Raw genomic sequence first — 24,453 nt, 5'->3', positions numbered from 1 at the left:
GTCATCTATAATTTTTTAATTAATTCAACTTCAATTCCGGCAAGCTTCCCGGAATTGCTGGCGCGCCAAGATTCTTTAATTTATTTTCCAAATTTGCTATATCCGTTTCGGATATTTTTTTAATTTGATTGTATACCTTAGGAAATTCATCAGCCAAAACATCATAAGCGACTTTCTCTTTATTTGTAATCGGTTCCGTCGATCTGGAATGTGTATACCTCAAAACGTCAAGTCTTTCATTTATGGTAAGTGAAGATGGCGGATTTTCTTCTACGCTCGGAAAATTACTTTGTCGACTAAACTTTTGCGAAATTTCGTTTAAGTCATTTTTAATTTTATCCGCCTCTTTTAATAATTCGAATGTCGTTCCAGGTGTTAATAAAATTGCTTGCTTCATTTTATCAACTTTGGAAATCATTTCTTTCAAATAATTTTCAGTTCCATTAATTGTTCTTGAAAGTTGGTTAACTTTTTTCTGAAATGAAACCAGTTCTTCTTTGTCGTCAACTTTTTTATCTTTGTTTATCGGTACAACATTAAATTCCAATGGTTCGGAAAGTATTTTTTCACCGTCTCTTGTAACAATTGATAGACCGACTTTAAATTTACCGGGAAGAACCAATGAGCTGCTCCTGGGTTTTGCTGCCGGATCAAATTTATCTTTTTCTGTCAGCGGGTTCGGACTTTCATATCTCAAATCCCAAACTTCTCTGTTTATTCCTTTTTTAGCCGATTGGGTAATTTTTCTTACTACGTTGTTATTTTCATCCAAAATTGAAAATATTAAATACGGCACTGTTTCATTTTTCTCAATCAGAATTTCATCATTTGTTGGTTGCGGAATTTTCTTTGCGTCTTTAAATAATTTTTTTTCTTTTTCTTTACGAATTTCCTTTAATGTTTTTGGAACATCTTTTAAGTAATAAGTGAAGGTCGCGCCAAACTCAGGATTTTTAGCTTTGAAATATGTTGCGCCTTGTCCGTATCTTCCGGTAGCTTCAACAAACCAAAGAGCATCTTTTACAGGAAATAATTTTGATTCGGCTTTTAACGCATTTTCATCCGCACTTCTTAATACAGAATAATTATCCAGAATGTAAAAACCTCTGCCGAATGTTGCGATAACCAAATCATTTTCTCTTTTTTGAATTGCGATATCTTTAATTGAAATTGTAGGTAAATTACCTTTTAACTGGTTCCAGATTTTTCCGCCATCATTACTGAAAAATATTCCAAATTCGGTTCCGACAAATAATAAATCCGGATTTACAAAATCCTGCTCAATGGTTTGAACCGCTCCATTTTTAGGAAGATTACCGCTTAAAGATTTCCAAGTTTTTCCTTTATCATTACTTTTAAATAGATACGGTTTGAAATCATCGCGTTTTGTATTATTGAAAGAAGCAAAAACAATATTTTCATCAAATTTAGATGGAAGAATATCGCTCACATAAGTAAATTCCGGAACACCGGGAGCTTGCGAAGATTTTTGCCAAGTTTTTGCGTCTTCACTTATTTGAATTAGTCCGTCATCTGTTCCGGCATATAGTAAATTTTCTTTTACTTGTGATTCGCTTAGTGAAATAATTGTTCCCCAAAGCGATGTTGATTTATCTTTCGCAACTGCGTCGAAACTCCAAAATTTATCCATTACCTGCCAAGAATTTCTATCGGTTTTAGTGGTTAAATCATCGCTAATCGTTTCCCATGTATTTCCTCTATCATCGCTTTTGAAAACTTTATTTGCGGCACAATAAAGTCGAGTAGATTTGTGCGGACTTAAAATTAGAGGTGTATCCCAATTCCATTTATAAGTTAACTCATCTTTTCCGGGTTCCGGTCTAATATCAACAGCTTCTTGCGTAAGTTTATTATAGCGAACCATATTACCGTACTGCGCTTCCGCATATATAATATTTGGATCATTTGGATCAACCGCGGTCCAAAATCCATCACCGCCGTTTGTAACAAACCAATCGTCGTTAATAATTCCATCACTGTTTATTGTTCTTGAAGGTCCGCCCATACTGTTGTTGTCCTGTGTTCCGCCAAAAACATTATAAAAAGGATAATCATTATCCAGGCTTACTCTGTAATACTGCGTAACAGGTAAATTTTCCTTAAAGTCAAATGTTTTGCCATTATCAAATGATTCATAAATTCCGCCGTCGCCGCCAATTAAAAAATGGGAGTTGTTGCTTGGGTCTATCCAAAACGCATGATCATCAACGTGTCTGTTATCGTTTCCTACATTATTCCATGTCTTTCCACCGTCAACCGTTACTTTTGAATAAACATCAACCATGTAGATTTTTTCCGGATTTATCGGATCGCAGAAAATTTCGTTAAAATATTGACCTGAGGAATTTTGATCGCTCATTTTTTCCCAAGTCGCACCTCGGTTTACCGATCTAAAAAATCCTCCTTGGTCTTCGGCTGCCTCAACGCTTAAATAAATATAATCCGGATTTGCAGGAGAAATATCTATTCCCATTCCGCCAAGATCAACTTTAGGTAATCCTTCCATTGTTTTTTCCCAAGTTTCACCTGCATCAACTGATCTATAAACGGCTGACTCTGGTCCTCCACCAATTTTTGTAAATACGTGTCTTCTTCTCTGTTCGGATGTTGCGTACATTATATCCGGATTTTTCAAATCAATAATTACATTGTTAACTCCGGTATTTTTACTTATCTCCAAAACTTTTTTCCAAGTTTTTCCTCCGTCGGAAGTTTTATATAATCCTCTGTCTCCGCCGGGTCCCCATACAGAACCTTCAGCGGCGACAAAGACAATATTTGTATTTCTTGGATCGATTGCGATTTGTCCAATTTGCCGAGATTCTTTTAGTCCCATATTCTGCCAGGAATTTCCGGCATCGCTGGATTTGTAAATTCCGTCACCGTATCCAAGCGCGCGCTGATGATTGTTTTCTCCGGTTCCGGCCCAAATCACATTGGGGTTTTCCGGATCTATTGCCAAGCATCCAATTGAATATGCTCCGTATTTGTCAAATATGGGTTCAAAAGTTGTTCCGCTGTTTATTGTTTTCCAAATATTTCCACTTGCTACGGCAACATAATATTCACTTTTATTTTTTGGGTTTACTTTAATATCCGCAATCCTTCCGGAGGTAAACGCCGGACCTATACTGCGCCATTTTAATCCATCGAAATTTACTTTGTTTGTATCTTTACTTTTTTCATTTTCTTGTGAGAAAATGAATGTTGGAAAAAGTATTAATATTAAGAGTATTAAGATTTTTTTATCCATATAAAATTTCCAATTGTTTTAAAATGATTATTTAATTTTAAAATCATATTTAAAATAAATTATGTTATAGAAATGAACAGCTTTGATGCAAATTAATAAATAATTATAAAAATTGTTCGTAAATAATATTTTAAAATTATTAGGTGTAATATGAATTCAAAAAAATTTGATTTTGTCATAACGATATTTATTCTGTTGATATTTTATCGTTGCGATTCCGTTTCTTTAAATACTATTAAACCCGATAATCCAAGCTTTCAATTTACCGGAAGAATAGATTTTTCTGATTCATTAAAACCTATTTTATTCTGGCCTGGCACATCTATAAAAACAAAGTTCGAAGGTAAATATTTAATGCTAGTTTTAGATGATAAAACCGGAGAATCTTTTTATAATGTTTTCATTGATGAAAATTATGATGACCCAATTATTATTGATTGCGAAGCCGGACAAAAAAGTTATTTGGTTTCTGCTACATTAAAGGATACGCTTCACAGTTTGCTGATTTTCCGAAGAACCGAAGCATCAACGGGTCCGACAAAATTTTTAGGAATTCAACTGCTTGACAATAAAACTATTCTTCCTCCCGATGAAAGACCGAAAAGGAAAATTGTTTTTTACGGAAACTCAATAACTTGCGGAATGGGAAACGAAGCAGCTGATAATGCAAACGACGATAAAATGAAAGATGAAAATAACTTTTTGGCATACGGCGCAATTACATCAAGATTATTAAATGCCGAATATATGTGCACGGCAAAAAGCGGAATTGGAATTTTGATAAGCTGGTTTGATTTGATAATGCCGAATTACTATTATCGCTTAAATCCTGATGATGAAAGTAGTAATTGGGATTTTGAAAAATTTGTTCCTGACGTGGTTGTAATAAATTTATTTCAAAACGACAGCTGGCTTATTAAAAATTTAAATCCCGTTCCTGATTCTACTCAAATTGTGGAAGCTTACGAAAATTTTGTTAAACAAATTAGAGCCGTTCATCCAAAGTCATTAATTATCTGTGCTCTTGGAAATATGGATGCGACAAAAGCAGGATCGCCTTGGCCCGGATATATTATACAAGCTGTTAATAATCTTCGTTTGAAAAATGATTTAAATCTTGAAACATATTTTTTCCCTTTTGACGAGAGCTGGCAGAAGCATCCGCGCGTTCGGCATCATAAAAAAATGGCTGACAGTTTATCAAAATTTATTAAAATGAAAATGAACTGGGAGGATGAAAATCCCGTTAAGATTGGATTAAACAATTCTAATATATCACCGGAAAATTTTGTTCTTTTTCAAAATTATCCAAATCCTTTTAATCCGCTTACAAAAATTAAATATGAAATTCCTAAAAGTACTTCGCCATATGAAACTTTTCATAATGTTCAATTAAAAGTCTATGATACATTAGGAAAGGAAGTTGCGACATTGGTAAATCAAGCTTTAACCTCGGGAAATTATGAAACTGTTTTTGACGCAGGAAAATACTCAAGTGGAGTTTATTTTTATAATTTATTTTCTGAGGGGTTTTCAATAACCAAAAGCATGGTTTTGCTTAAATAAAAATATTATAAATTAAAATCAATTGAGTTTGTTTTATCAAGGTTTATGGCTTTTCGAACGATTCCATTTGAAGAAATTAATCTTTCCTGCGCTTCTTTGAAATCAACATCAGCCAAAATCATTACCAAAGCCGATTTAACATGATAATGGGATTTTTCCAAATACTTAGTAGATTCATCATAATTTAATCCGGTTATCATCATCACAATTCTTTTTGCTCTTTCAACCAATTTTTTATTTGTCATTTGCAGATCGATCATCATATTTTCATAGGTTTTCCCTAATCTAATCATTGATGTTGTTGTAAGCATATTCAACACTAATTTTTGTGCTGTTCCGCTTTTCATTCGAGTTGAACCCATTACAACTTCCGGACCTACATAGGGGCAAATTGAAATATCAACTTCTTTAATATTAAAAGTTTCTCTCGGAGTACAAGTAATAAAAATTGTTACTGCCCCCAGTTCTTTTGCTTTTTTTACTGCTCCAATTACGTATGGAGTTCTTCTGCTTGCCGCTATTCCGCAGACAATATCTTTTTCCGTAACACTTGCCTCAAGAATATCTTTTGCTCCGTTTTCCTCATGATCTTCCGCTCCTTCTTGAGCTGTGAACATTGCTTCTTTTCCTCCGGCAATAAATCCTTTAATTTTTTCCGGATCAGTGCCGAATGTCGGAGGACATTCAGAAGCATCTACAACTCCCAATCTTCCACTTGTCCCGGCGCCGTAATAAAGTAGTCTTCCGCCGTTTCTCAAAGCCTCAACAATTTTTTCAACCGCTATTTCAATATAAGGGAGTTCTTTTTCCACAGCAAGAGGCACTAATTTATCCTCTTCGTTTATGATCTTTAAAATTTCTTTTGAAGATAAAAAATCAATATTGGTAGATTTTGGGTTTCGTTGTTCTGTTGCTAAATTGCTTATTTCGTTAAAAAGGTTTGATTTTTCCAAACTCATTTTACAATTTCCAAAAGAACAAGTTTTTTATCTTTAACGTTTCTTAAGTTAGACGGTTTATACGCCAGCTCAAATATTGTTGATTTTTTTACATGAGGTTTATATTTAAGAATTGCCGTATTAAACTCTTCTTCAATATCTCCGCCTTTAATTGCAAACAAATACGCCTTTTCTTTTATTAATGGGATAGCGTATCTAAATAAAATTATTAGCGGAACTGTTCCACGGCTAATTATTAAATCAAAATTATTTTTATACTGTTTAATAAATTCTTCGCTTTCAACTCTAGAGTTTTCAACCAAAACGTTGCTTAATTTTAATTTGCTAATGAATTCTTTAACGGCTTCAATTTTCTTGCCCGTAGAATCAACTAATACTCCTTTCATAAGCGGCTTGGCTATCGCAAAAGGAATGCCTGGAAAACCTCCGCCCGTTCCTATATCTAAAAAGCTGCTTACGTTTTCCGGAAGAAACTCGGTTACAAACCAAGAAATGAAAATATGATTTTCAATTATATTTTCTTCATCTTTTCTGGAAATTAAATTTAGGTCCTGATTTTTTTTTACAACAAGTTCTGCAAAATGTGCAAGTCGCTCAACTTGGTAATCACTAACATTCAATTGATTTTCCCAAAGAAGAGTTTTAATTTCTTTGATATAATCTTTTCTTGTTTTCAAGCAACCACCTAAAAATTAACTTTTTAAATATACTAATAAAACCGAAATATCTGAAGGCGAGACTCCCGAAATTCTGGAAGCCTGCCCAATTGATCGCGGTCTAATTTTATTTAGTTTTTCTTTTCCTTCTGTAGAAATTGTTTTCATTTTAAGATAATCAAAATTTAACGGTATTTTAAGATCTTCAAGTTTTTCCATTTTCAAAATAAGGTCTTGTTGTCTTATTATATATCCTTCATATTTTAATTCCGTTTCAACTTGTAACAAAGCTTCATCGTTATTAAGTAATTCGTTAATAATTGGATATTTGTTATTGTCTGCGTTTACAAGTATATCTTTTAATTTTAATTCCGGTCGTTTAACTAATTTGCTTAAACTTTCAGCATTATCCAAGGGTGTAGATTGCTTAACCTCCAGAAGTTTATTTATTTCTTTTGGAGAAAATTTTATTTCCGAAGACAAATCTATAGTTTTTCTAATCAATTCTTCCTTATATTCTAACTTTTCCAATAACTCTTTTTCAACCAAGCCTAATTTATATCCGAATCTTAGTAATCTTCTATCTGTATTATCCTGTCTTAGTAAAAGTCGGTGTTCTGCTCTTGATGTAAACATTCTATAAGGTTCATTTGTGGATTTTCCAACTAAATCATCAATTAAGACACCCGTGTAAGCCTCACTTCTTTTTAAAGTAAATTCTTCTTTCTTTTGAATTTTCAATGCCGCGTTTATTCCAGCTATTATTCCTTGCGCCGCTGCTTCTTCATATCCAGAGGTCCCGTTTACCTGTCCCGCAAAATACAATCCTTCAACCAACTTTGTTTCTAAAGTTAAATCTACTTGATATGGTGGAAAATAATCATATTCCACGGCATAACCCGGTCTAACCATAACAACTTCTTCAAGTCCTTTAATTGAACGAAGAGCTTCAAATTGAATTTCTTCCGGCAAAGAAGAAGAGAATCCGTTTAGGTAAACCAATGGATCATCCAAACCTTCCGGTTCAATAAAAAGCTGATGTCGGGGTTTATCGCTGAATCTAACAACTTTATCCTCAATTGAAGGACAATATCTTGGTCCAACACCGCTTATTAAACCTGTAAACAAAGGCGATCTATCAAACCCTTTTTCTAAAATTTTATGAACTTTTTCGTCCGTATAAGTAATGTGACAGCTAACTTGAGGAAGGCTTGGGAAATTTGATTTCTCCGTTCTTAATGAAAACGGTTCAGGGTTTTCATCACCAGGCTGTTCTTCTAAAACATCAAAATTTATTGAATTTGACAATAATCTTGGAGGTGTACCTGTTTTCAAACGGTCTGACTTAAATCCAAGCAAATTCAAATTTTCCGTTAAACCTGTGGATGCGCGTTCACCAAAACGTCCTCCAATAGTTGACTGAAATCCTGTATGCATTTTTCCATTTAAAAATGTACCCGAAGAAACAATGACCGCTTTACATTTAATTTCGTTTCCAGAGAGTGTTTTTACTCCAATAATTTTTTTATCTTCAACAATAATTTCTATTACAGAGTCTTCAATTACTTCAATGTTCGGTGTTGTTTCTATTATTTGAACCGCCGCTTCCGAATATAATTTTCTATCTGATTGACATCGTCCAGCCCAAATTGCAGGCCCTTTTGATTTATTCAAGGTTCTAAACTGAATTCCGGATCTATCCGCAATTAATCCCATTGCACCGCCTAAAACATCGACTTCATGCACCAAATGACCTTTAGCGCTTCCACCTATTGCTGGATTACAAGACATTCTGCCAATGGCGTTTTTTTCCATAGTAACCATTGCCACTGCAAGTCCCATTTTTGCCGGTGCGACAGCAGCTTCAATTCCAGCATGCCCTCCGCCAATAACAACTATATCATATGAATTCATATATTTCTTTCTAAATAAAAATTATTTAATAAAATAAATAACTCTTATTTTAATAATTCTATTAACTTGTTCCACGTGAAACAATAGAAACTTTTTACCTATTTCAAAAATATGTTTCACGTGAAACTATTTTCAAAATTCAAACCGTATTAAGAATACTGAATTACTTTCCAATACAAAATTTTGAAAAAATATTATTTAAAATATCGTCGGATGTAACTTTGCCAATAATTTCGCCCAACGCACTTTCTGCATTTCTCAAATCAACAGAAATAAACTCTCCGCTTAACTTTTTATCAATAGAATCAATAGTTTTAACTAAATGCTCTATTGTTTTTTCTAATGCAGTTTTATGTCGCAAATTTGAAACAACGGCGTTCTTTTCGCTAAACGTTTCCGTAATAAAGCTTTTCTTTTTTAATACTTCTAAAAACTTTTCAATTCCATCCCCTGTTTTTGCGGAGATACCATAATTGTCTTCTAAATTGAAATTATTATTTAAATCAATTTTATTAATTACAAAAATCACTTTTTCCGGATTGGTTAATTTTAAAATTTCATCATACAGATCAAAAGGAAACCCTGAAAAAACGTCGGAAATTAAAACAACAATATCGGCATTTTCAACGGCTTTTCTGCTTCTTAAAACACCCTCCTTTTCAATTTCATCATCAGAAAATCTAATTCCAGCAGTATCAAATATTTTAAATAAAACACCATCAATAGAAATTTCTTCACGAATAACATCTCTCGTCGTTCCCGGAATATGGCTTACAATTGCTCTTGATTCTTTAACCAAATAATTTAACAAAGATGATTTCCCAACATTTGGTCTACCGACAAAAACAGCATTTACCCCATCGACTAAAACTTTACCGAATTTATATGTGTCAACAAGTTTTTGTATTTCCAAAATGGTGTTTTTTATTTCGAGCCTAACTTTTTCAAGTGACACAAATTGCAAATCTTCTTCGGCAAAATCCAACTCAAGTTCAATTAAGGAAGATGAATTAATTAAACTTTGTCTTAGAGCATCTATTTTTTGTGATAACAAACCATCAAACTGGCTGCGCGCTCCTTTTAACGAAGCGTTAGTTCTGCTGTTTATTATATCAATTACTGCTTCAGCCTGTGAAAGATCTATTCGACCATTTAAAAAAGCTCTCTTTGTGAATTCTCCCGGTTCTGCCAACCTTATATTTTGTTTTAATAAAGTTTCAAGAATTTTATTTGATACAAACGGGCTTCCATGTGTACTTATTTCAATTGAATCTTCTCCGGTATATGAGTGTGGGCTTTTAAAAACCGAAACCAATACATCATCAATTACAGTATGGTTTTGATCAACTATTTTTCCATAGTGGATTGTGTGCGTTTTTACAGAATTAAGATTTTTTTTCCCTACAAATGCTTTTGAAACAGATTCAATACTATCTGGTCCGCTCACTCTAATAACAGAAATTGCGCCTATTCCAATTGGTGTTGCTATTGCAGCAATTGTATCTTCGTTTGATAATAACAATTTATGTTAACATAGTATTTTAAATATAAAGCTGTAAACTTAATATTAATATTTGTCAATAACAATTTATAAGGTTAACTAACTTCTTATTTTTAATAGACTTACAGAACCTTTTTATTTGAGTAAAAATTTTTTATTTTAAACTTTAACAAAACGATATGAAACTTTTGCATAAATTTTTTGTTAGATGAAAAAAATGAAATAATGAGGAAAATAAATGTCTTTTAATTTAAATAAGTTAACCATAAAAGCTCAGGAGGTTGTGCAGAACGCCATTGAAATTGCACAAAACTACAACAATCAAATTGTTGAACCTGATCATATTCTTGCTTCTATGCTGCAGGAAAATGGCGGTGTAGCGGAATCAATGATACAGAAAACCGGTGCGAATGTTTCTCAAATGAAAATTAAAATAGCAGAGCTTTTAGAATCACTGCCAAAAGTAACTGGTGCGGGAATTGGCAATCAGCAATTGTCTCAAAATACTGCCAAACTTTTTGATCGTTCTGCTGTTGAGGCAAATAATCTTAAGGATGAATATATTTCAACCGAGCACCTGCTTTTGGCATTGTGTGAAGACGGCGGAAAAGCGGGAGAATTGCTTAAAAAAAATAATATAACGAAAAATGTAATTCTTGCGGCTCTTAAAGATATAAGAGGAACACAAAGAGTTACCTCTCAAAACGCAGAAGACACATACGAGTCATTAAAAAAATTTGGAAGAAATTTAAATGACTTAGCTCGTTCGGGTAAACTTGATCCTGTTATCGGCAGAGATGAAGAAATAAGAAGAGTACTTCAGGTTTTATCCAGAAGAACAAAAAACAACCCTGTTCTAATTGGTGAACCCGGCGTGGGAAAAACAGCGATTGCAGAAGGCTTGGCACACAGAATTGTTTCCGGAGATGTTCCCGAAAATCTTAAAACAAAAAATATTATCGCATTAGATTTGGGTGCTCTTGTTGCTGGAACGCAGTACCGCGGACAGTTTGAAGAAAGATTAAAATCTATAATAAAAGAAGTTCAAAGTTCAAATGGTGAAATTATTTTATTTATTGATGAAATACATCAACTAGTTGGAGCAGGTAAAACCGACGGTGCTATGGATGCCGCTAATATTCTAAAACCAGCTCTTGCGCGCGGAGAACTTCATGCTATTGGTGCAACAACTCTTGACGAATATAGAAAACACATTGAAAAAGACGCCGCTCTTGAACGCAGATTTCAACCGGTAATTATTTCAGAACCATCTGAAGAAGATACAATTTCCATATTGCGCGGATTAAAAGAGCGGTATGAGGTTCATCATGGTGTTAGAATTACCGATGGCGCTATTGTCGCTGCTGTTCAGCTTTCAAGCAGATATATAACCGATAGATTTTTACCTGACAAAGCAATTGATCTTATAGATGAAGCAGCGTCAAAATTAAGAATTGAGATAGATTCAATGCCGGAAGAATTAGACGCGCTGGAAAGAAAGGTTAAACAGCTTGAAATAGAAAGAGAAGCCTTAAAAAGAGAAAAAGACAATGACTCTGCACAGCGTTTAGAAGAATTATCTTCTGAATTAAGCAGTCTTCAAGAAGAAAGAAATTTGTTAAGATCTCATTGGTCTTTGGAAAAAGATAAAATTAAAACTATTCAGGGTTTAAAGAGTGAGGTTGAAAGCGCAAAGGTTCTTTCCGATAAATTTGAACGTGAGGGTAATTTAGGAAAGGTTGCGGAATTAAGATATGGTGTAATTGCCGATTTGGAAAAAAAACTAAACGCAGAATCTAAAGAACTTTCCAAAATTCAAAAATCGAGTAAAATGTTGAAAGAAGAAGTTGATGCAGAAGATGTAGCTGAGGTTGTTGCAAAATGGACTAGAATTCCCGTAAGCAGAATGTTGGAAAGCGAAAGAAGCAAATTAATAAGAATGGAAGATGAGCTTCATTTGAGAGTTATTGGTCAAAATGACGCCGTTTACGCGGTTGCCAATGCGATTAGAAGATCTCGTGCAGGTTTGCAGGATTCGTCAAAACCAATTGGTTCATTTATTTTCATAGGAACAACCGGTGTTGGTAAAACAGAGCTTGCGCGTGCTCTTGCTGAATTTTTATTCAATGATGAACACGCAATGATTAGAATAGATATGTCTGAATATATGGAAAAACATTCTGTTTCCCGTTTGGTCGGAGCTCCTCCGGGATATGTTGGTTATGAAGAAGGCGGACAATTAACAGAAGCTGTAAGAAGAAGACCTTATTCTGTTGTGCTTTTAGACGAAATAGAAAAAGCTCATCCGGACGTTTTTAATATACTTCTTCAAGTTTTGGATGATGGAAGATTAACTGATAATCAAGGAAGGACGGTTGATTTTAAAAATACAATAATTATAATGACATCAAATTTGGGTTCTCATTTATTTCAGGAAAAATTGCATGAATTTAATGAAGATAATTATGATGAAATTTTAGGCGAACTTAGACTAAAACTAAGCGATCTTTTAAGAAAAACAATACGACCCGAGTTTTTGAATAGAATTGATGAGGTTGTACTATTTAAACCATTGCTTAAAAGTGAACTTAAAAATATTATTGATATTCAGCTGCAGAAAGTCGGAAAATTGTTACAAGAAAAAAATATAACTTTGGTTATTAAAAATGAAGTAAAAGATTTTCTGCTTTCAATCGGTTCTGATATAACATACGGAGCAAGACCTTTGAAAAGAACTATTCAGAGGCATTTAATAAATCCGCTTTCAACTGAAATTTTAATGAATAAATTTGTTTCAGGAGATACTGTTATAGTAAGTTATTCCGGAGATGGAAAAATTATTTTCATAAAGGAATAAATAAAAAGTCATAAAAGCAAAACTTTGTAAGGAATGATTATTTTCATTCCTTACTTCAAATTTTCGTATTTGTCTTTTTAATGAGCTTTAAAATATCTTTTCTATTTTCATCTAAATGCGGCGGTGAAGAGATTTTTATAAATTTTTTATCATTAATTATTGCCGTATTGGTTCTAACTCCATAATATTTTTTTCCGTCTTTTTCTTCAATTAATAATAATTCTCTCGCCTTCTCTTGTTCAAAGACTTCTTTCATATTTTTTACTATAGCTGACGGAATTTTAATTGTATCTAAAATTTTTATCAACTTTTTAGAGTTATATTTACATAAAATTTCTGAAATGTTTCTTTTTAGTTCTTCTCTAAATTTAACTCTGTTAAAATTTGATGAATGTTTTTCCAAATCGATTTTGTTATCAAAATCAAAATATCGGCAAAATAATTTAAACTGTTTATCATTTCCTATTGCAAGCAAAATATGTTTGTTATCGGAAGTTAAAAAAGTTGTTCCATAAGGAAAAATATTTGGGTGATCCGAACCGGTTCTTTGCGGAATAATTCCGGCATTTAAGAAGTTTGAAGCTTGATTTGCCAAAGATGAAATTCCGGTCTGTAAAAGTGAACATTCAACAAAACTTCCTTTACCGGTTTTTAATTTTTCTATGTATGCTAAAAGAATAGCTTCTTTAATTTGATGAGCTGCCAATATATCAATTAAAGCAACTGGCATTTTTAAGGGATCTGTTTCCGGCAACCCGTTCATATACATAAATCCTGAGTAAGCTTGAATGACCGCATCAAAAGCAGTACGTTCGTCATCTAATCCAAAACCCGTTATTTGTGCGTAAATTATTTTTGGATTTATTTTTTTAATCGATTTATAATCTACTTTAAGTTTTGTATCATCTCCAAATTTATAACTTACGGTAATTATATCAGAAATTTTTACCAACTCTTTGAATACTTTATAATCTTCTGACTTTTCTAAATTTAAGGCAATAGATTTTTTACCCCAATTAACCGAGCAAAAATAACTCGAAAGATCATCTTGTTTGTCTTCCTGCGGAAGTTTCCAACTTCTTGTAACATCACCGTTTGTATTTGGGTTTTCAATTTTTACTACGTTTGCACCAAGTTCGGCAAAATACATTCCGACAGATGGTCCTGCTAAAACCGAAGAAAGTTCTAAAATGGTTAAATTCTTAAAAATTCTCATTTGTTAACAAGTCGATTAAAAATGTTAATAACTCTGTAATAATTTGTTAGTAAGTTCTACTTATTTCAGTATATGTTGATATAAAAATTTTATTCAAAACTTATCAACATTTATATATTTGTTTTTCCTGTGATTATATTAAATTTATCAACTATTTTTTGTTTATCCACATATTAACAAAGTTATTATTTATTATTATTTAAAATTAATTAAACAAATTAATAATATAGTGTGTGTATAATTTTTTTTGAAACTTAATTTTAAACAAATATAAAACAAATTTTCATAATTATTAGTACATGAAGAAATTCTATAATTATTTGTATAATTCCACAACAGGATTTTCACCATTTTTTCTATATCCTCTGAACATTCCATCTGTATTGAAGCACATTATAATTTTTCCGTTATTATCAATACCGATTACTCCGCCTTTTGCATTTTGACTTTTTAGCTTTACGTTAATAACTTCTTCGGCAGCGGCGGCAATCGATAATTTTCTGTATTCCATTAAAGCGGCAATATCATAAGCGACAACATTTTTAATAAAATATTCACCTTGTCCGGTTGAAGAAATTGCACAAGTTTTATTATTTGCGTAAGTTCCGGCGCCAATAATTGGAGAATCTCCTACTCTGCCGAATTTTTTTCCACTGATTCCGCCGGTAGAAGTTCCTGCCGCTAAATTACCTTTTTTATCAAGCGCCACACAGCCTACGGTTCCATGTTTGGATTTTTCGGCTTCCTTACTTTTATTAAAATCGTCAATTTTTTCTTGAGTTTTAAAATATGAATTTTCAACTTTTTCTAATCCAAATTCATCAGCAAATTTTTCCGCGCCATCTCCAAACATTAAAACATGTGGAGAATGTTCCATAACAAATCTTGCCAAAGTAATTGGATTTTTAATATGTTTTATTCCTGCTACACCGCCGGCGCCAATATTTTCACCATTCATAATAGAAGCATCTAATTCAACATTTCCTTCATTATTTAAAACAGCGCCTTTTCCAGCATTAAAAAGTGGAGAATCTTCTAAAATTCTTATTACGGTTTCAACAGCGTCAACCGAACTGCCGCCATTTCCTAAAATTTTATAACCTTGGTTTAATGCTTCTTCTAACTTAGATTTATATTCTTTTTCTTGATCAGGAGAATACCTTCCTTTATAAATATTTCCGGCACCGCCATGAATTACCAAAGCAAATTTAATTTTTTCTTGCTTCGTTTCGTCAGCATCATTATTTTTAATTTCCTTTACACAGGAAACGATTATAATTGAAATGGCAAAAAGTATTAATAATTTATCTTTCATTTTGTTATTCCCTAAAAATTATTGCAGAATTTAATATGTGAAGATAAAAATATTTATTATTCCAAAGGTTGAAAAATAATTTTATAAGAGGTAAATAGTGAAAAAATTTTTGTTTGTAATATTTTTTATATTCAGTTTACATTTTGGACAAGACAGGCATGAATTTAAAAATTTAAATATTTTAAAAACAACACCTGTAAAAAGTCAAGGAAATTCCGGCACTTGCTGGGTTTTTGCCACCACATCTTTTGTTGAAACTGAATTATTAAGAAAAGGATTTGAAGAAACCGATTTATCCGAAATGTTTACGGTAAACCACAAACTTTTATCAATGGCTGAAAATTATGTTAGATATCATGGAAAGGCTAATTTTGGTGAAGGAGGACAAGCTCATGATTTGTTAAATGTTGTAAGAAAATTTGGAATGACGCCGGAAAACATTTATTCTGGAAAAAATATTGGTTTGGAAAAACACAATCACTCGGAAATGTCAAGTGTTTTGCAGGGAATGTTAGATGGAATTATTAAAGATGATAATGCTAAACTTACGCCAAGATGGAAAGAAGCAATTGCGTCGGTAATTGATATTTATTTAGGAAAAATACCGGAAACCTTTGTTTATAAAGGAAAAGAATACACACCAAAAGCATTTCAAGAATTAACAAAATTTAATCCGGATGATTATGTTGAAATAACTTCATATACAGATAAGCCTTTTTATAAAAAATTTATTTTACCTTTGCCGGATAATTGGGCAAATGCGGAATATTATAATATTCCATTAGATGAACTAATTGAAATAATTGAAAAGTCAATTAAAAATGGTTATTCTGTTTGTTGGGATGGAGACAGCGGAAGAGATAATTTTTATAGGGAAGAATGCTACGCCGTAATTCCGGATGAAAATATAAAGACAGATTCTAATCTACCGGAAGTTGAAAAAAACATTACACAAGAAATTAGACAAGCGGCATTTGAGAACTTTGACGTAACAGATGATCACTTAATGCATATTGTTGGAACCGCCGAAGATCAAAACGGAACCAGATTTTACTACACAAAAAACTCATGGGGAACCGAAAATAAGAAATTTAACGGATATTGGTATATGTCGGAAAACTACGTTAAACTAAAAACCGTTGCAATAATTGTTAATAAAGACTCAATTCCAAAAAATATTAAAGAGAAAATGGGAATATAAGAACTTAGAAAAACCGCCGAATATTAAACCGGGATCATTAGGTTTTTGTCAAATTATCATAAAGATACATTTTAGGGAACAAAGTTACCCTTTCGGAAGTCTATATATAATAAAAATAACCAACATTAAGAAAGGTTTTATTATGAACACCAAAGACCTAGAAAATCCGTTATCGGAATTAATAAGTGATGAAATATATTCCATTCTTGATAGTCGCGGGTTAATAAATAAGAAATCCGTAAGAGATTATATAATAAGAAAAAGGTTTGATCATTTACGTGAAAAGGAAGTCAGCGCGGGAGACGCAATTGAAAAAATACAGGAAGATTATCCATATCTCCAATTTGATTCAATAAGAAAAATTATATATAACAAACCACAAGCATAGTCTAAACCTAAATTAGATAGAATCGTCGGCAGAGCTTAAAACTCTGCCTTTTAATTTTAAATGATAGAATCCATAAAAAATAAACACGCGATTTTATTTTAGAATCTAAAATAAAAATTTTGCATCAAACCCTTAATTATTATAATTATTAAGGAAAAAAGCAATGACATTATCTACCGGATTAAATCATATTGCAACAGCGAACGAATTAACAAAAATTGTCAATGAAAACGAAAATGTAATGGTTTGCTGCGGAAGAATGGGACCAATGTGTATTCCAGTTTATGAAGTTATGGAAGAAATTCAGGATAAATATTCTCACGTAAAATTTTTTGATATGGCTTTCGATAGTCCTGAAGCTCACATTATAAGAAACCTCCCTGAATGCAAAACTTTTGCAGGATTACCATTTACGGTTTATTATAAAAATGGAAAGGTTGCAAAAGCTACGTCAAGTATTCAAAATATGGATCAAGTTACAAGTATTTTAGATAAGGAATTGAATAGCTGAAATGGAAAACTATTTTGACGTAATTGTTATTGGCGGCGGTCCGGCAGGATTGACTTCAGGTATATATTTATCGAGAGCAAAATTAAAAACTCTTATTTTAAATGAAGGAGCAGCAGGCGGACAAATGGTGCTGACGCATGAAGTTGCAAATTATCCCGGAATAGAAAGCATAAGCGGATATCAACTTTCAAGAAACATGAGAAAGCAGGCTGAAAAATTTGGCTGTTTGGTAAAGTCAAATATAAAAGTTACTAATTTGAGTTTGAGTAACGATGTTAAATCAGTTGAAATAAACGGAAGCGAAACATTTTTTGCAAAATCAATAATCTTGGCAACCGGCGGCAAATCTAGAACAATTGGCGCAAAAGGTGAAGAAACTTTTAAAGGGAAAGGGATTTCATACTGTGCTACTTGTGATGGAGATTTTTTTCAAGACAAAAACATTATAGTTATCGGCGGCGGAAACTCCGCGCTTGAAGAAGCTGTTTCACTAACAAAGTTTGCCTCAAGCGTAACAGTTGTTCATCAGTTTGATCATTTTCAAGCTTTTGAAAGCGCTGTCTCGGAAGCAAAGGCAAATCCCAAAATAAATTTTATTATGGAGTCCGAAATTCAAGAGTTTATTGGGAATGAAAAACTTGAAAAAGCGATTATAAAAAATATGCGAACCGGAGAAATTTCTACCAAAGAAATAGACGGTGCGTTTATTTTAATAGGATATGTTCCAAACACGGAATCATTAAAAGGCATTATTGAGCTGAATAACAAAAACGAAATTATAACAAATGATTTAATGGAAACAAATATTTCAGGAGTGTTCGCAGCCGGAGATTCAAGAGCAAAACGTTACAGACAAATTACAACTTCTGTAAGCGATGGAACTATAGCTGCGCTGAGTGCCGCGGATTATATAGAAAAACAAAAAGAAGAAATTTTAGTTTAATTGTTTATAAGGCAAGATAATTTATTCTTGCCTCTTGTTTATTTTGTGCAATTGCCAAGAAATATAAAAGTTTTGGAAAAGTATATAAAAAACGGGTCCCAAAACAGCTAACGGACTAATAAAAGAAAGAGCCACCCAAACCGTAAAACCATTATTTTTTTGACCCAGAGATTGAGAACCTTCAGCCGCCAAGTTTTTTGGCGCCAGCAACTTTCCCAAATAAAAAAAGATAAAGCATAATAAAAAAGACACTAAAGCAATTTTATAAATTATTGAATCGGCGAAACTTAAATTTTCTCTTATATAATAACTGGCTTTTGCGGTTCCCAAATTTATGTTCAACAATAAAACATAAAAGACATATTTGTTAAAACCTTCCAGGTTGGTTTTAATTTTCTTAAAATATTTCTTTAAAATAAATGAAATAAAAACAGGAATTAAAAAAATTTGTGCAACCGGAACTAATACATCGGAAAAAGTTATTGACGAAGAACCATTTAACATTATTGGAATTAAAAACGGAAGAAGAAAAGCAATTATGAAATTTGTTATTAAAATTGAAATTACCGTAAACTCTATTTTTCCATTTAATAGATTTATGATTATTGGTGAAGCTATTGCAGTTGGAGCAATTCCGGTAATAAATGCAATTTGAGCAAGTTGTGAATTTCCAGATTCATACAATATAAAATAAAACAGAAGCGGGATAGAAATATTTGCAATTAAAATATAAAAATGGTTTATTGTCAGATCGGAAACCGCTACATTCATCTTTAAGAATGAAAAGAAAAGCATTATCATTAAAAGATATTTTATTAAAAATGAAAATGATTGTGTAACCGGTAAAAAGATTCCTAAAAGAATTGTAAAAATAAGTAAAATTGTTTTCAAGAGATCAAAACAGAAAATTTATCAAAATAGTTGATTATAAATCATTTAAAAAAATAAGTTTATAAAAATTTTTTTGAAAGTAAAATAATGAATAACAATATATATATAGCAAAGAATCTTGCAATTTTGACAATTCTTTATAATCTGGCCGAAGGATTTTTTTCTATTTTATTTGGCGCCGAAGAAGAAACGTTGGCGTTGTTCGGTTTTGGTTTAGATAGTTTTGTAGAAGTAATTTCCGGTATCGGAATTCTTCACATGATATTGAGAATGCAGAAAAACTCTGTTGAACAGCGCGACAATTTTGAAAGAACCGCCCTTAAAATTACCGGAATTTCATTTTATATTTTAACAGCTGGGTTGATTCTCGGATCAATTCTAAAGATAATATATAATCAAAAACCGGAAAGCACCGTTGTCGGAATTATAATTTCTATTATATCAATTTTAACGATGTATTTTTTAATGCGTAAAAAGTTAAAAGTGGGAAAGGCGCTAAATTCAGACGCTATTGTTGCCGATGCAAATTGTACGAAAACCTGTTTTTATCTTTCGTTTGTCCTGCTTTTCTCAAGCGCCGCTTATGAGATTTTTCAAGTGGGATATTTAGACATTCTTGGGTCAATTGGTATTGCCTATTTTTCATTTAAAGAAGGAAAAGAGGCCATTGAAAAATCCAAATCCGCTTCAATAACGTGTTCGTGTAATTGCCACTAAAGAAGAAAAACAAGGAAATAAAAAGAGAAAAACAATTCAAAATCAGAAGCATTTCATAACAATCTTCATTTAGCTAAAAGCCGAAACAGAATTTTTTTGGAAGAAGACAAAAATATATGTTGCAACATCAAATGTTATAACGTATATTTGAATTATAAATAAGACAAATTATCTTAACATAAAAAAGGAAACAAAAATGAAAACAATAAAAATCGCCGCAATACTTTTGTTAATAGCGGGAGTTAATTTTGCTCAAACAACATGGTCAATTGACAAGTCACATTCAAAAATCGGTTTTAGCGTTACCCACATGATAATTACCGAAACAGAAGGTCAGTTTGATAATTTTGACATTTCTGTAGAATCAAAAAGCGACAATAATTTTGAAGATGCCAAAATAAATTTTTCAGCAGATGTAAACAGTATTAACACAGACAATGAAAAAAGAGATCAGCACTTAAAATCAGATGATTTCTTTAACGCAGAAAAATTTCCTAAAATGACTTTCATTGGAAAATCATTTAAGAAAGTAAGCGAAAAAAATTATAAATTAGTCGGTGATTTAACAATACGAGATGTGACAAAATCAGTTACATTGGATGTAAAATATAATGGAACGGTTAAAGATCCGTGGGGAAACACAAAAGCAGGATTTAAAATTTCGGGAGTGATTAACAGATTTGATTATGGTTTGAAATGGAACGCAGCATTGGAGACCGGCGGATTAGTGGTCAGTGAAGATGTTACAATTAATATAAATCTTGAGTTGAATAAAAAATAATTTGTAATGAAATTAGAAGAAGAAATTAAGCAGAAAAAATTTAAGTCCGATTTTCAGAAACTAGCCGTGAATTTAATTTATAGTCACGGCTGGTTGATGAATTATCAGAAGAAGTTTTTTGATCAATATGGAATAACCGGCACACAGTATAATATACTTAGAATTTTAAGAGGTCAGCATCCAAATCCGGTTTCTGTAAATACGTTGCGTGAAAGGATGTTGGATAAAATGTCGGATACGTCGCGATTGGTTGAAAGACTAAGAATAAAAAAACTTCTTATTAGAAACACATGTAAAAAAGACCGAAGAAAATCGGATATAAATATTACTGAATATGGTTTACAAGTTTTAAATGATCTCGATCAAATAGATAATGAGTTTGAAAAAACGTTCAGCACTCTTACAATAAATGAAATACAAATTTTAAACGAACTGTTAGATAAGATGCGCGGATAAAACAAAAATGAAATCAGCTTTAGTAACAGGTTCTAACCGTGGAATTGGATTTGAAGTAGCTGGACAATTATTGAAATTAAATTATAAAGTTTTTATAACATCAAGAAAAATTGAAAACGGAAAAAAGGCTGTTAAAATTCTTAAAGAAAAGTTTGAACACGTTGATTTTTTAGATTTGGACGTTTCTGATGAAAAAAGTATAAAAACAGCAGCTGAAAAATTTAAAAGTTTTAACGCAAAATTAGATGTTTTAATTAACAATGCCGGAATTTTACCAAATCAAAAGAAAATAGATTCAGTAGATTCTGAATCGGTTATGAAAACATTTATCACAAATTCATTAGGACCGCTTTTGGTTATCCAGAACTTTCTTCAGTTTATGCCAAACGGCGGAAGAATAATAAATGTTCATAGTGGTTTGGGTCTACTTGGTGAAATGGGTGATTCAACTGCTGCATATTCAATTTCTAAAACAGCGTTAAGTGCGGTTACTATTCAATTTTCAAACAATCTTTCGGATAAAAAAATTAGCGTAAACGCGGTTTGTCCCGGTTGGGTTAGAACTGATATGGGAGGAAAAAACGCCCCGAGATCTGTTGAAAAAGGTGCGGAAACAATAGTCTGGCTCGCAAACGAAGCCACACAAAATTTAACCGGAAAAGTTTTTAGAGATAAAAAAGAAATTTTTTGGTAAAAAAAAGAAAGTGATTATGGAAGAGAAAAGAGTAAAATATAAATCTGATAAAATTATAGTTAGTTTTGCGCCGGATGTTTGCATTCATGCGGCAGAATGTGTAAGAGGTTTGCCGAGTGTGTTTAATACATCTAAAAAACCTTGGATAAATATTGCCGGAGCCGATCAATCCGAAATAATAAGCGTAATAGAAAGGTGTCCTTCCGGAGCGTTAAAATATGAATTAATAGATTTAGAATTAAAAGAGGATATTAAAAAAATGGAAAAAACAAAAATAACGTTAATGCCCAATGGTCCGCTTATGGTTGAAGGCAATTTAAGTATTGTTAAATTATCGGGCGAAACAGTTAAAGACGGCGAAAAATTTTTCCTTTGCAGATGCGGACAATCATCAAACAAACCTTTTTGTGACGGAACACATAAAAAAATAGAATTTAAAGCGGAATAGTAAAATATTTCTTGACAATTTTCTTTTTCAATATTATTTTTGAACCATCGTTCATTTATGGATTGTTAAAGTGAGAGTAAAAGAAGGAAATAAAGAAAAAGATATAATTGAAGCCGCGGTTGAAGTTTTCGCAAAAAACGGATTTCACAATTCTAAAATATCTAAAATTGCAGAAACCGCAAATGTAGCGACCGGAAGCGTATACGTTTATTATAAGAACAAAGAAGATATTTTGGTAAAAATATTTTCAGACCTTTGGTCGCAATTAAACCTCGAAATAGATGTTATTGTAGAAAACACCACATCTTCCAGTCTGGAGAAACTCGACGCAATGATTGATTTGATTTTCGACGCATTTTCAGAAAACCCGTCTTTGGCAATGGTTTTTGTAAATGAACAAAATCATTTGGAAAGATCCGCTGAAAACGATCTGTTAAAATATTATAACCAGTTTTTGGATAAAGGCGAAAAAATTATTTATAATGGAATTAAAGAAGGAATTATTTCCGATAATTTTGATATCTCCATTTTTAGGGATTTTGTCTTCGGTGCAATAAGACATTTGGTTCACTGCTGGGCAACAGATCCGAAAAAATTTCCAATCAACAAAACAAGATTTAATGTAAAATATTTAATTAAACATGGAATAGAGAAGTAAAAATTTTTTAAATATTTTTTGAATAATGATTCATTAAACAACAATAAAAGAATATGAAAAATAAAGTAATAATTGGACTGCTGCTTTTTCTACAGACATCTGCCTTTTGCCAGCAACTTACATTATCGGAAGCGGTTGATCTTGCCTTAAGAAATAACGAAAAAGTTCTGCAATATAAATCAAAATTAAAATCCAAAGAATACGAAAACCTATCTGCTTGGGGTAATTTTTTACCGTCAATAAATTTTCAGGGAAGTTACAATCACTTAGAAGATAAATTACAAATTGATTTATCCCCAATTAGAAATGTGATTATTCAGCTACAGGCAAAGAATCAAACTGAATTAGCAAATATCTCAAATATAATTAATGCCGGCTCTGCGCTTACCGATGCACAAAAACAATATATATTCAATCAAACAAGCAGCGCTTTAAACGCGGCAATTCCGCCATTCGTGGAGACTTTGAAAAATCAAGATTACAATTCCGCATCAATTATTGGAATTCAGCCGTTATTCGCCGGCGGAAAAATAATTGCGGCTAAAAAATATTCATCGGCGGAAGAAAAAGCATCGCGATATGAATTTGAAAAAATCAAAAACGAAACAATATCGGAAGTCACAAAAGCATATATGCAGAATCTGATATTGAAAGAAATCGTAACGACGAGAAAAAATGTTTTATCGGCAATAAAACAACATCAAAAAAATGCGCAGTGTTTATTGGATCAAGGATTGATAGCAAAAAATAATTTATTGCGCGCAGAGGTAGCGGTTGCAGAAGCTGAAAGAAATTTGCTTAACGATCAAAACATTTTGGAATTATCCGAGCTTGCAATTAAAAGTTTGATTTCGTTTGATGACAGCGTAAAAATTGAATTAACGGATTCGTTAAAATTTGTAGAGATTAAAGAACCTATAGAAATATTTTTAGCAAAAGCAGAAAACAATCAGCCGATATTAAAGATGATTGAACAGAAAAAAATTTCCGCGGAACAAAATTACAATGCGGCAAGATCAGAATTTCTTCCTCAAATTGCCGCTTTCGGAAAATATGAACTTTATCCTCAATATTTATCAGCATTAGAACCACGCTGGGCAGTTGGAATTCAAGCTAAGTTAAATATTTTCAATGGATTTAAAGATTATCTCAAACTTCAAAATGCCTCAGCGGTTGAAGAGGAAGTAGATCATATTTTAAAAGGATCAGAAAAAAATATTAAGCTGTGGATCAACAAATCATTCAGGGATTTAAAAAACAATCAAGCCGAGTTTGAAAAACTTAATAAAACATTAGAGCTGGCAGAAGAGAACTTTAGACAGAACTCAAAAAGATTTAACAACGGATTGGGTACATCCCTGGAAGTCATAGACTCGCGTTTAGCCTTAGAAAAAGTAGAAATTGAGATAAGTGCGGCGTTGTTCAATTATTATATCTCATTATCGGATCTTGAAAATGCAGCAGGAGAAAGCGAAGAATTTTTAAATATTTGGAATAATTAAGGAGA

Annotated in this window: 21 protein-coding genes; 13 read left to right on the top strand and 8 right to left on the bottom strand. The window is 32.2% G+C overall.

Annotated features, from left to right (window positions below; all coding sequences use genetic code 11):
- Positions 1–19 precede the first annotated feature (19 nt).
- Positions 20–3,274, bottom strand: a complete 3,255-nt coding sequence (locus IPK06_13660; protein MBK7981021.1) for a glycosyl hydrolase — start codon at positions 3,272–3,274, stop codon at positions 20–22.
- A gap of 150 nt (positions 3,275–3,424) precedes the next feature.
- On the opposite strand from IPK06_13660, the gene IPK06_13655 reads away from it, so the two are divergent.
- Positions 3,425–4,840, top strand: a complete 1,416-nt coding sequence (locus tag IPK06_13655) for a T9SS type A sorting domain-containing protein (protein ID MBK7981020.1) — start codon at positions 3,425–3,427, stop codon at positions 4,838–4,840.
- A gap of 5 nt (positions 4,841–4,845) precedes the next feature.
- Here IPK06_13655 and murQ read toward each other — a convergent pair whose 3' ends face one another.
- From murQ to mnmE, 4 genes are all read right to left on the bottom strand, one after another.
- Positions 4,846–5,799, bottom strand: coding sequence for an N-acetylmuramic acid 6-phosphate etherase (gene murQ, locus IPK06_13650; GenBank protein ID MBK7981019.1), 954 nt, complete (start codon positions 5,797–5,799; stop codon positions 4,846–4,848).
- Positions 5,796–6,476, bottom strand: coding sequence for a 16S rRNA (guanine(527)-N(7))-methyltransferase RsmG (rsmG, locus tag IPK06_13645; protein MBK7981018.1), 681 nt, complete (start codon positions 6,474–6,476; stop codon positions 5,796–5,798). Before rsmG ends, murQ begins: the two co-directional genes overlap by 4 nt.
- A gap of 15 nt (positions 6,477–6,491) precedes the next feature.
- Positions 6,492–8,369 (bottom strand): tRNA uridine-5-carboxymethylaminomethyl(34) synthesis enzyme MnmG, encoded by a 1,878-nt coding sequence (gene mnmG / locus IPK06_13640; protein MBK7981017.1) that lies wholly within the window; start codon positions 8,367–8,369, stop codon positions 6,492–6,494.
- A 163-nt stretch (positions 8,370–8,532) separates the two neighbouring features.
- The gene (mnmE, locus tag IPK06_13635; protein MBK7981016.1) at positions 8,533–9,891 is read right to left on the bottom strand and encodes a tRNA uridine-5-carboxymethylaminomethyl(34) synthesis GTPase MnmE; all 1,359 of its coding nucleotides are present in this window, start codon (positions 9,889–9,891) and stop codon (positions 8,533–8,535) included.
- A gap of 217 nt (positions 9,892–10,108) precedes the next feature.
- Here mnmE and clpB point away from each other — a divergent pair, with 217 nt between their 5' ends.
- A complete protein-coding gene (gene clpB, locus IPK06_13630; GenBank protein MBK7981015.1) occupies positions 10,109–12,727 on the top strand; it encodes an ATP-dependent chaperone ClpB in 2,619 nt (872 codons plus the stop codon).
- A 55-nt stretch (positions 12,728–12,782) separates the two neighbouring features.
- On the opposite strand, the gene IPK06_13625 is transcribed toward clpB, so the two are convergent.
- The gene (locus IPK06_13625; GenBank protein MBK7981014.1) at positions 12,783–13,943 is read right to left on the bottom strand and encodes a CoA transferase; all 1,161 of its coding nucleotides are present in this window, start codon (positions 13,941–13,943) and stop codon (positions 12,783–12,785) included.
- A 316-nt stretch (positions 13,944–14,259) separates the two neighbouring features.
- A complete protein-coding gene (locus IPK06_13620) occupies positions 14,260–15,258 on the bottom strand; it encodes an isoaspartyl peptidase/L-asparaginase (protein MBK7981013.1) in 999 nt (332 codons plus the stop codon).
- A gap of 97 nt (positions 15,259–15,355) precedes the next feature.
- On the opposite strand from IPK06_13620, the gene IPK06_13615 reads away from it, so the two are divergent.
- From IPK06_13615 to IPK06_13600, 4 genes are all read left to right on the top strand, one after another.
- On the top strand, positions 15,356–16,459 hold the full coding sequence (locus IPK06_13615) for an aminopeptidase (protein MBK7981012.1): 1,104 nt from the start codon (positions 15,356–15,358) through the stop codon (positions 16,457–16,459).
- 142 nt (positions 16,460–16,601) lie between these two features.
- Entirely contained in the window at positions 16,602–16,847 is a 246-nt protein-coding gene (locus IPK06_13610) for a hypothetical protein (GenBank protein ID MBK7981011.1), read from the top strand.
- Positions 16,848–17,010: 163 nt separating this feature from the next.
- The gene (locus IPK06_13605) at positions 17,011–17,358 is read left to right on the top strand and encodes a thioredoxin (protein ID MBK7981010.1); all 348 of its coding nucleotides are present in this window, start codon (positions 17,011–17,013) and stop codon (positions 17,356–17,358) included.
- Between the two features lies 1 nt (position 17,359).
- The gene (locus IPK06_13600; GenBank protein ID MBK7981009.1) at positions 17,360–18,301 is read left to right on the top strand and encodes an FAD-dependent oxidoreductase; all 942 of its coding nucleotides are present in this window, start codon (positions 17,360–17,362) and stop codon (positions 18,299–18,301) included.
- 21 nt (positions 18,302–18,322) lie between these two features.
- Here IPK06_13600 and IPK06_13595 read toward each other — a convergent pair whose 3' ends face one another.
- A complete protein-coding gene (locus IPK06_13595) occupies positions 18,323–19,192 on the bottom strand; it encodes a hypothetical protein (GenBank protein ID MBK7981008.1) in 870 nt (289 codons plus the stop codon).
- Positions 19,193–19,279: 87 nt separating this feature from the next.
- Here IPK06_13595 and IPK06_13590 point away from each other — a divergent pair, with 87 nt between their 5' ends.
- The 7 genes from IPK06_13590 to IPK06_13560 all read left to right on the top strand — a co-directional run bounded on the left by IPK06_13590 (position 19,280) and on the right by IPK06_13560 (position 24,448).
- Positions 19,280–19,909: a cation transporter gene (locus IPK06_13590; GenBank protein ID MBK7981007.1), complete on the top strand. Its 630-nt coding sequence runs from the start codon at positions 19,280–19,282 to the stop codon at positions 19,907–19,909.
- Between the two features lie 196 nt (positions 19,910–20,105).
- The gene (locus IPK06_13585; protein MBK7981006.1) at positions 20,106–20,690 is read left to right on the top strand and encodes a YceI family protein; all 585 of its coding nucleotides are present in this window, start codon (positions 20,106–20,108) and stop codon (positions 20,688–20,690) included.
- Between the two features lie 6 nt (positions 20,691–20,696).
- Positions 20,697–21,146, top strand: coding sequence for a MarR family transcriptional regulator (locus IPK06_13580; protein MBK7981005.1), 450 nt, complete (start codon positions 20,697–20,699; stop codon positions 21,144–21,146).
- A 7-nt stretch (positions 21,147–21,153) separates the two neighbouring features.
- Positions 21,154–21,840, top strand: a complete 687-nt coding sequence (locus IPK06_13575) for an SDR family NAD(P)-dependent oxidoreductase (protein ID MBK7981004.1) — start codon at positions 21,154–21,156, stop codon at positions 21,838–21,840.
- 16 nt (positions 21,841–21,856) lie between these two features.
- Positions 21,857–22,288, top strand: coding sequence for a (4Fe-4S)-binding protein (locus tag IPK06_13570; GenBank protein MBK7981003.1), 432 nt, complete (start codon positions 21,857–21,859; stop codon positions 22,286–22,288).
- A 70-nt stretch (positions 22,289–22,358) separates the two neighbouring features.
- Complete coding sequence (locus tag IPK06_13565) at positions 22,359–22,946, top strand: TetR/AcrR family transcriptional regulator (protein MBK7981002.1); 588 nt, start codon at positions 22,359–22,361, stop codon at positions 22,944–22,946.
- 53 nt (positions 22,947–22,999) lie between these two features.
- A complete protein-coding gene (locus IPK06_13560; protein MBK7981001.1) occupies positions 23,000–24,448 on the top strand; it encodes a TolC family protein in 1,449 nt (482 codons plus the stop codon).
- Positions 24,449–24,453 lie beyond the last annotated feature (5 nt).

Source organism: Ignavibacteriota bacterium, assembly GCA_016713565.1.
Classification (GTDB): domain Bacteria; phylum Bacteroidota; class Ignavibacteria; order Ignavibacteriales; family Melioribacteraceae.
The sequence above is the reverse complement of the archived record's forward strand: the minus strand, read 5'-3'. Positions and strand labels throughout refer to the sequence as shown.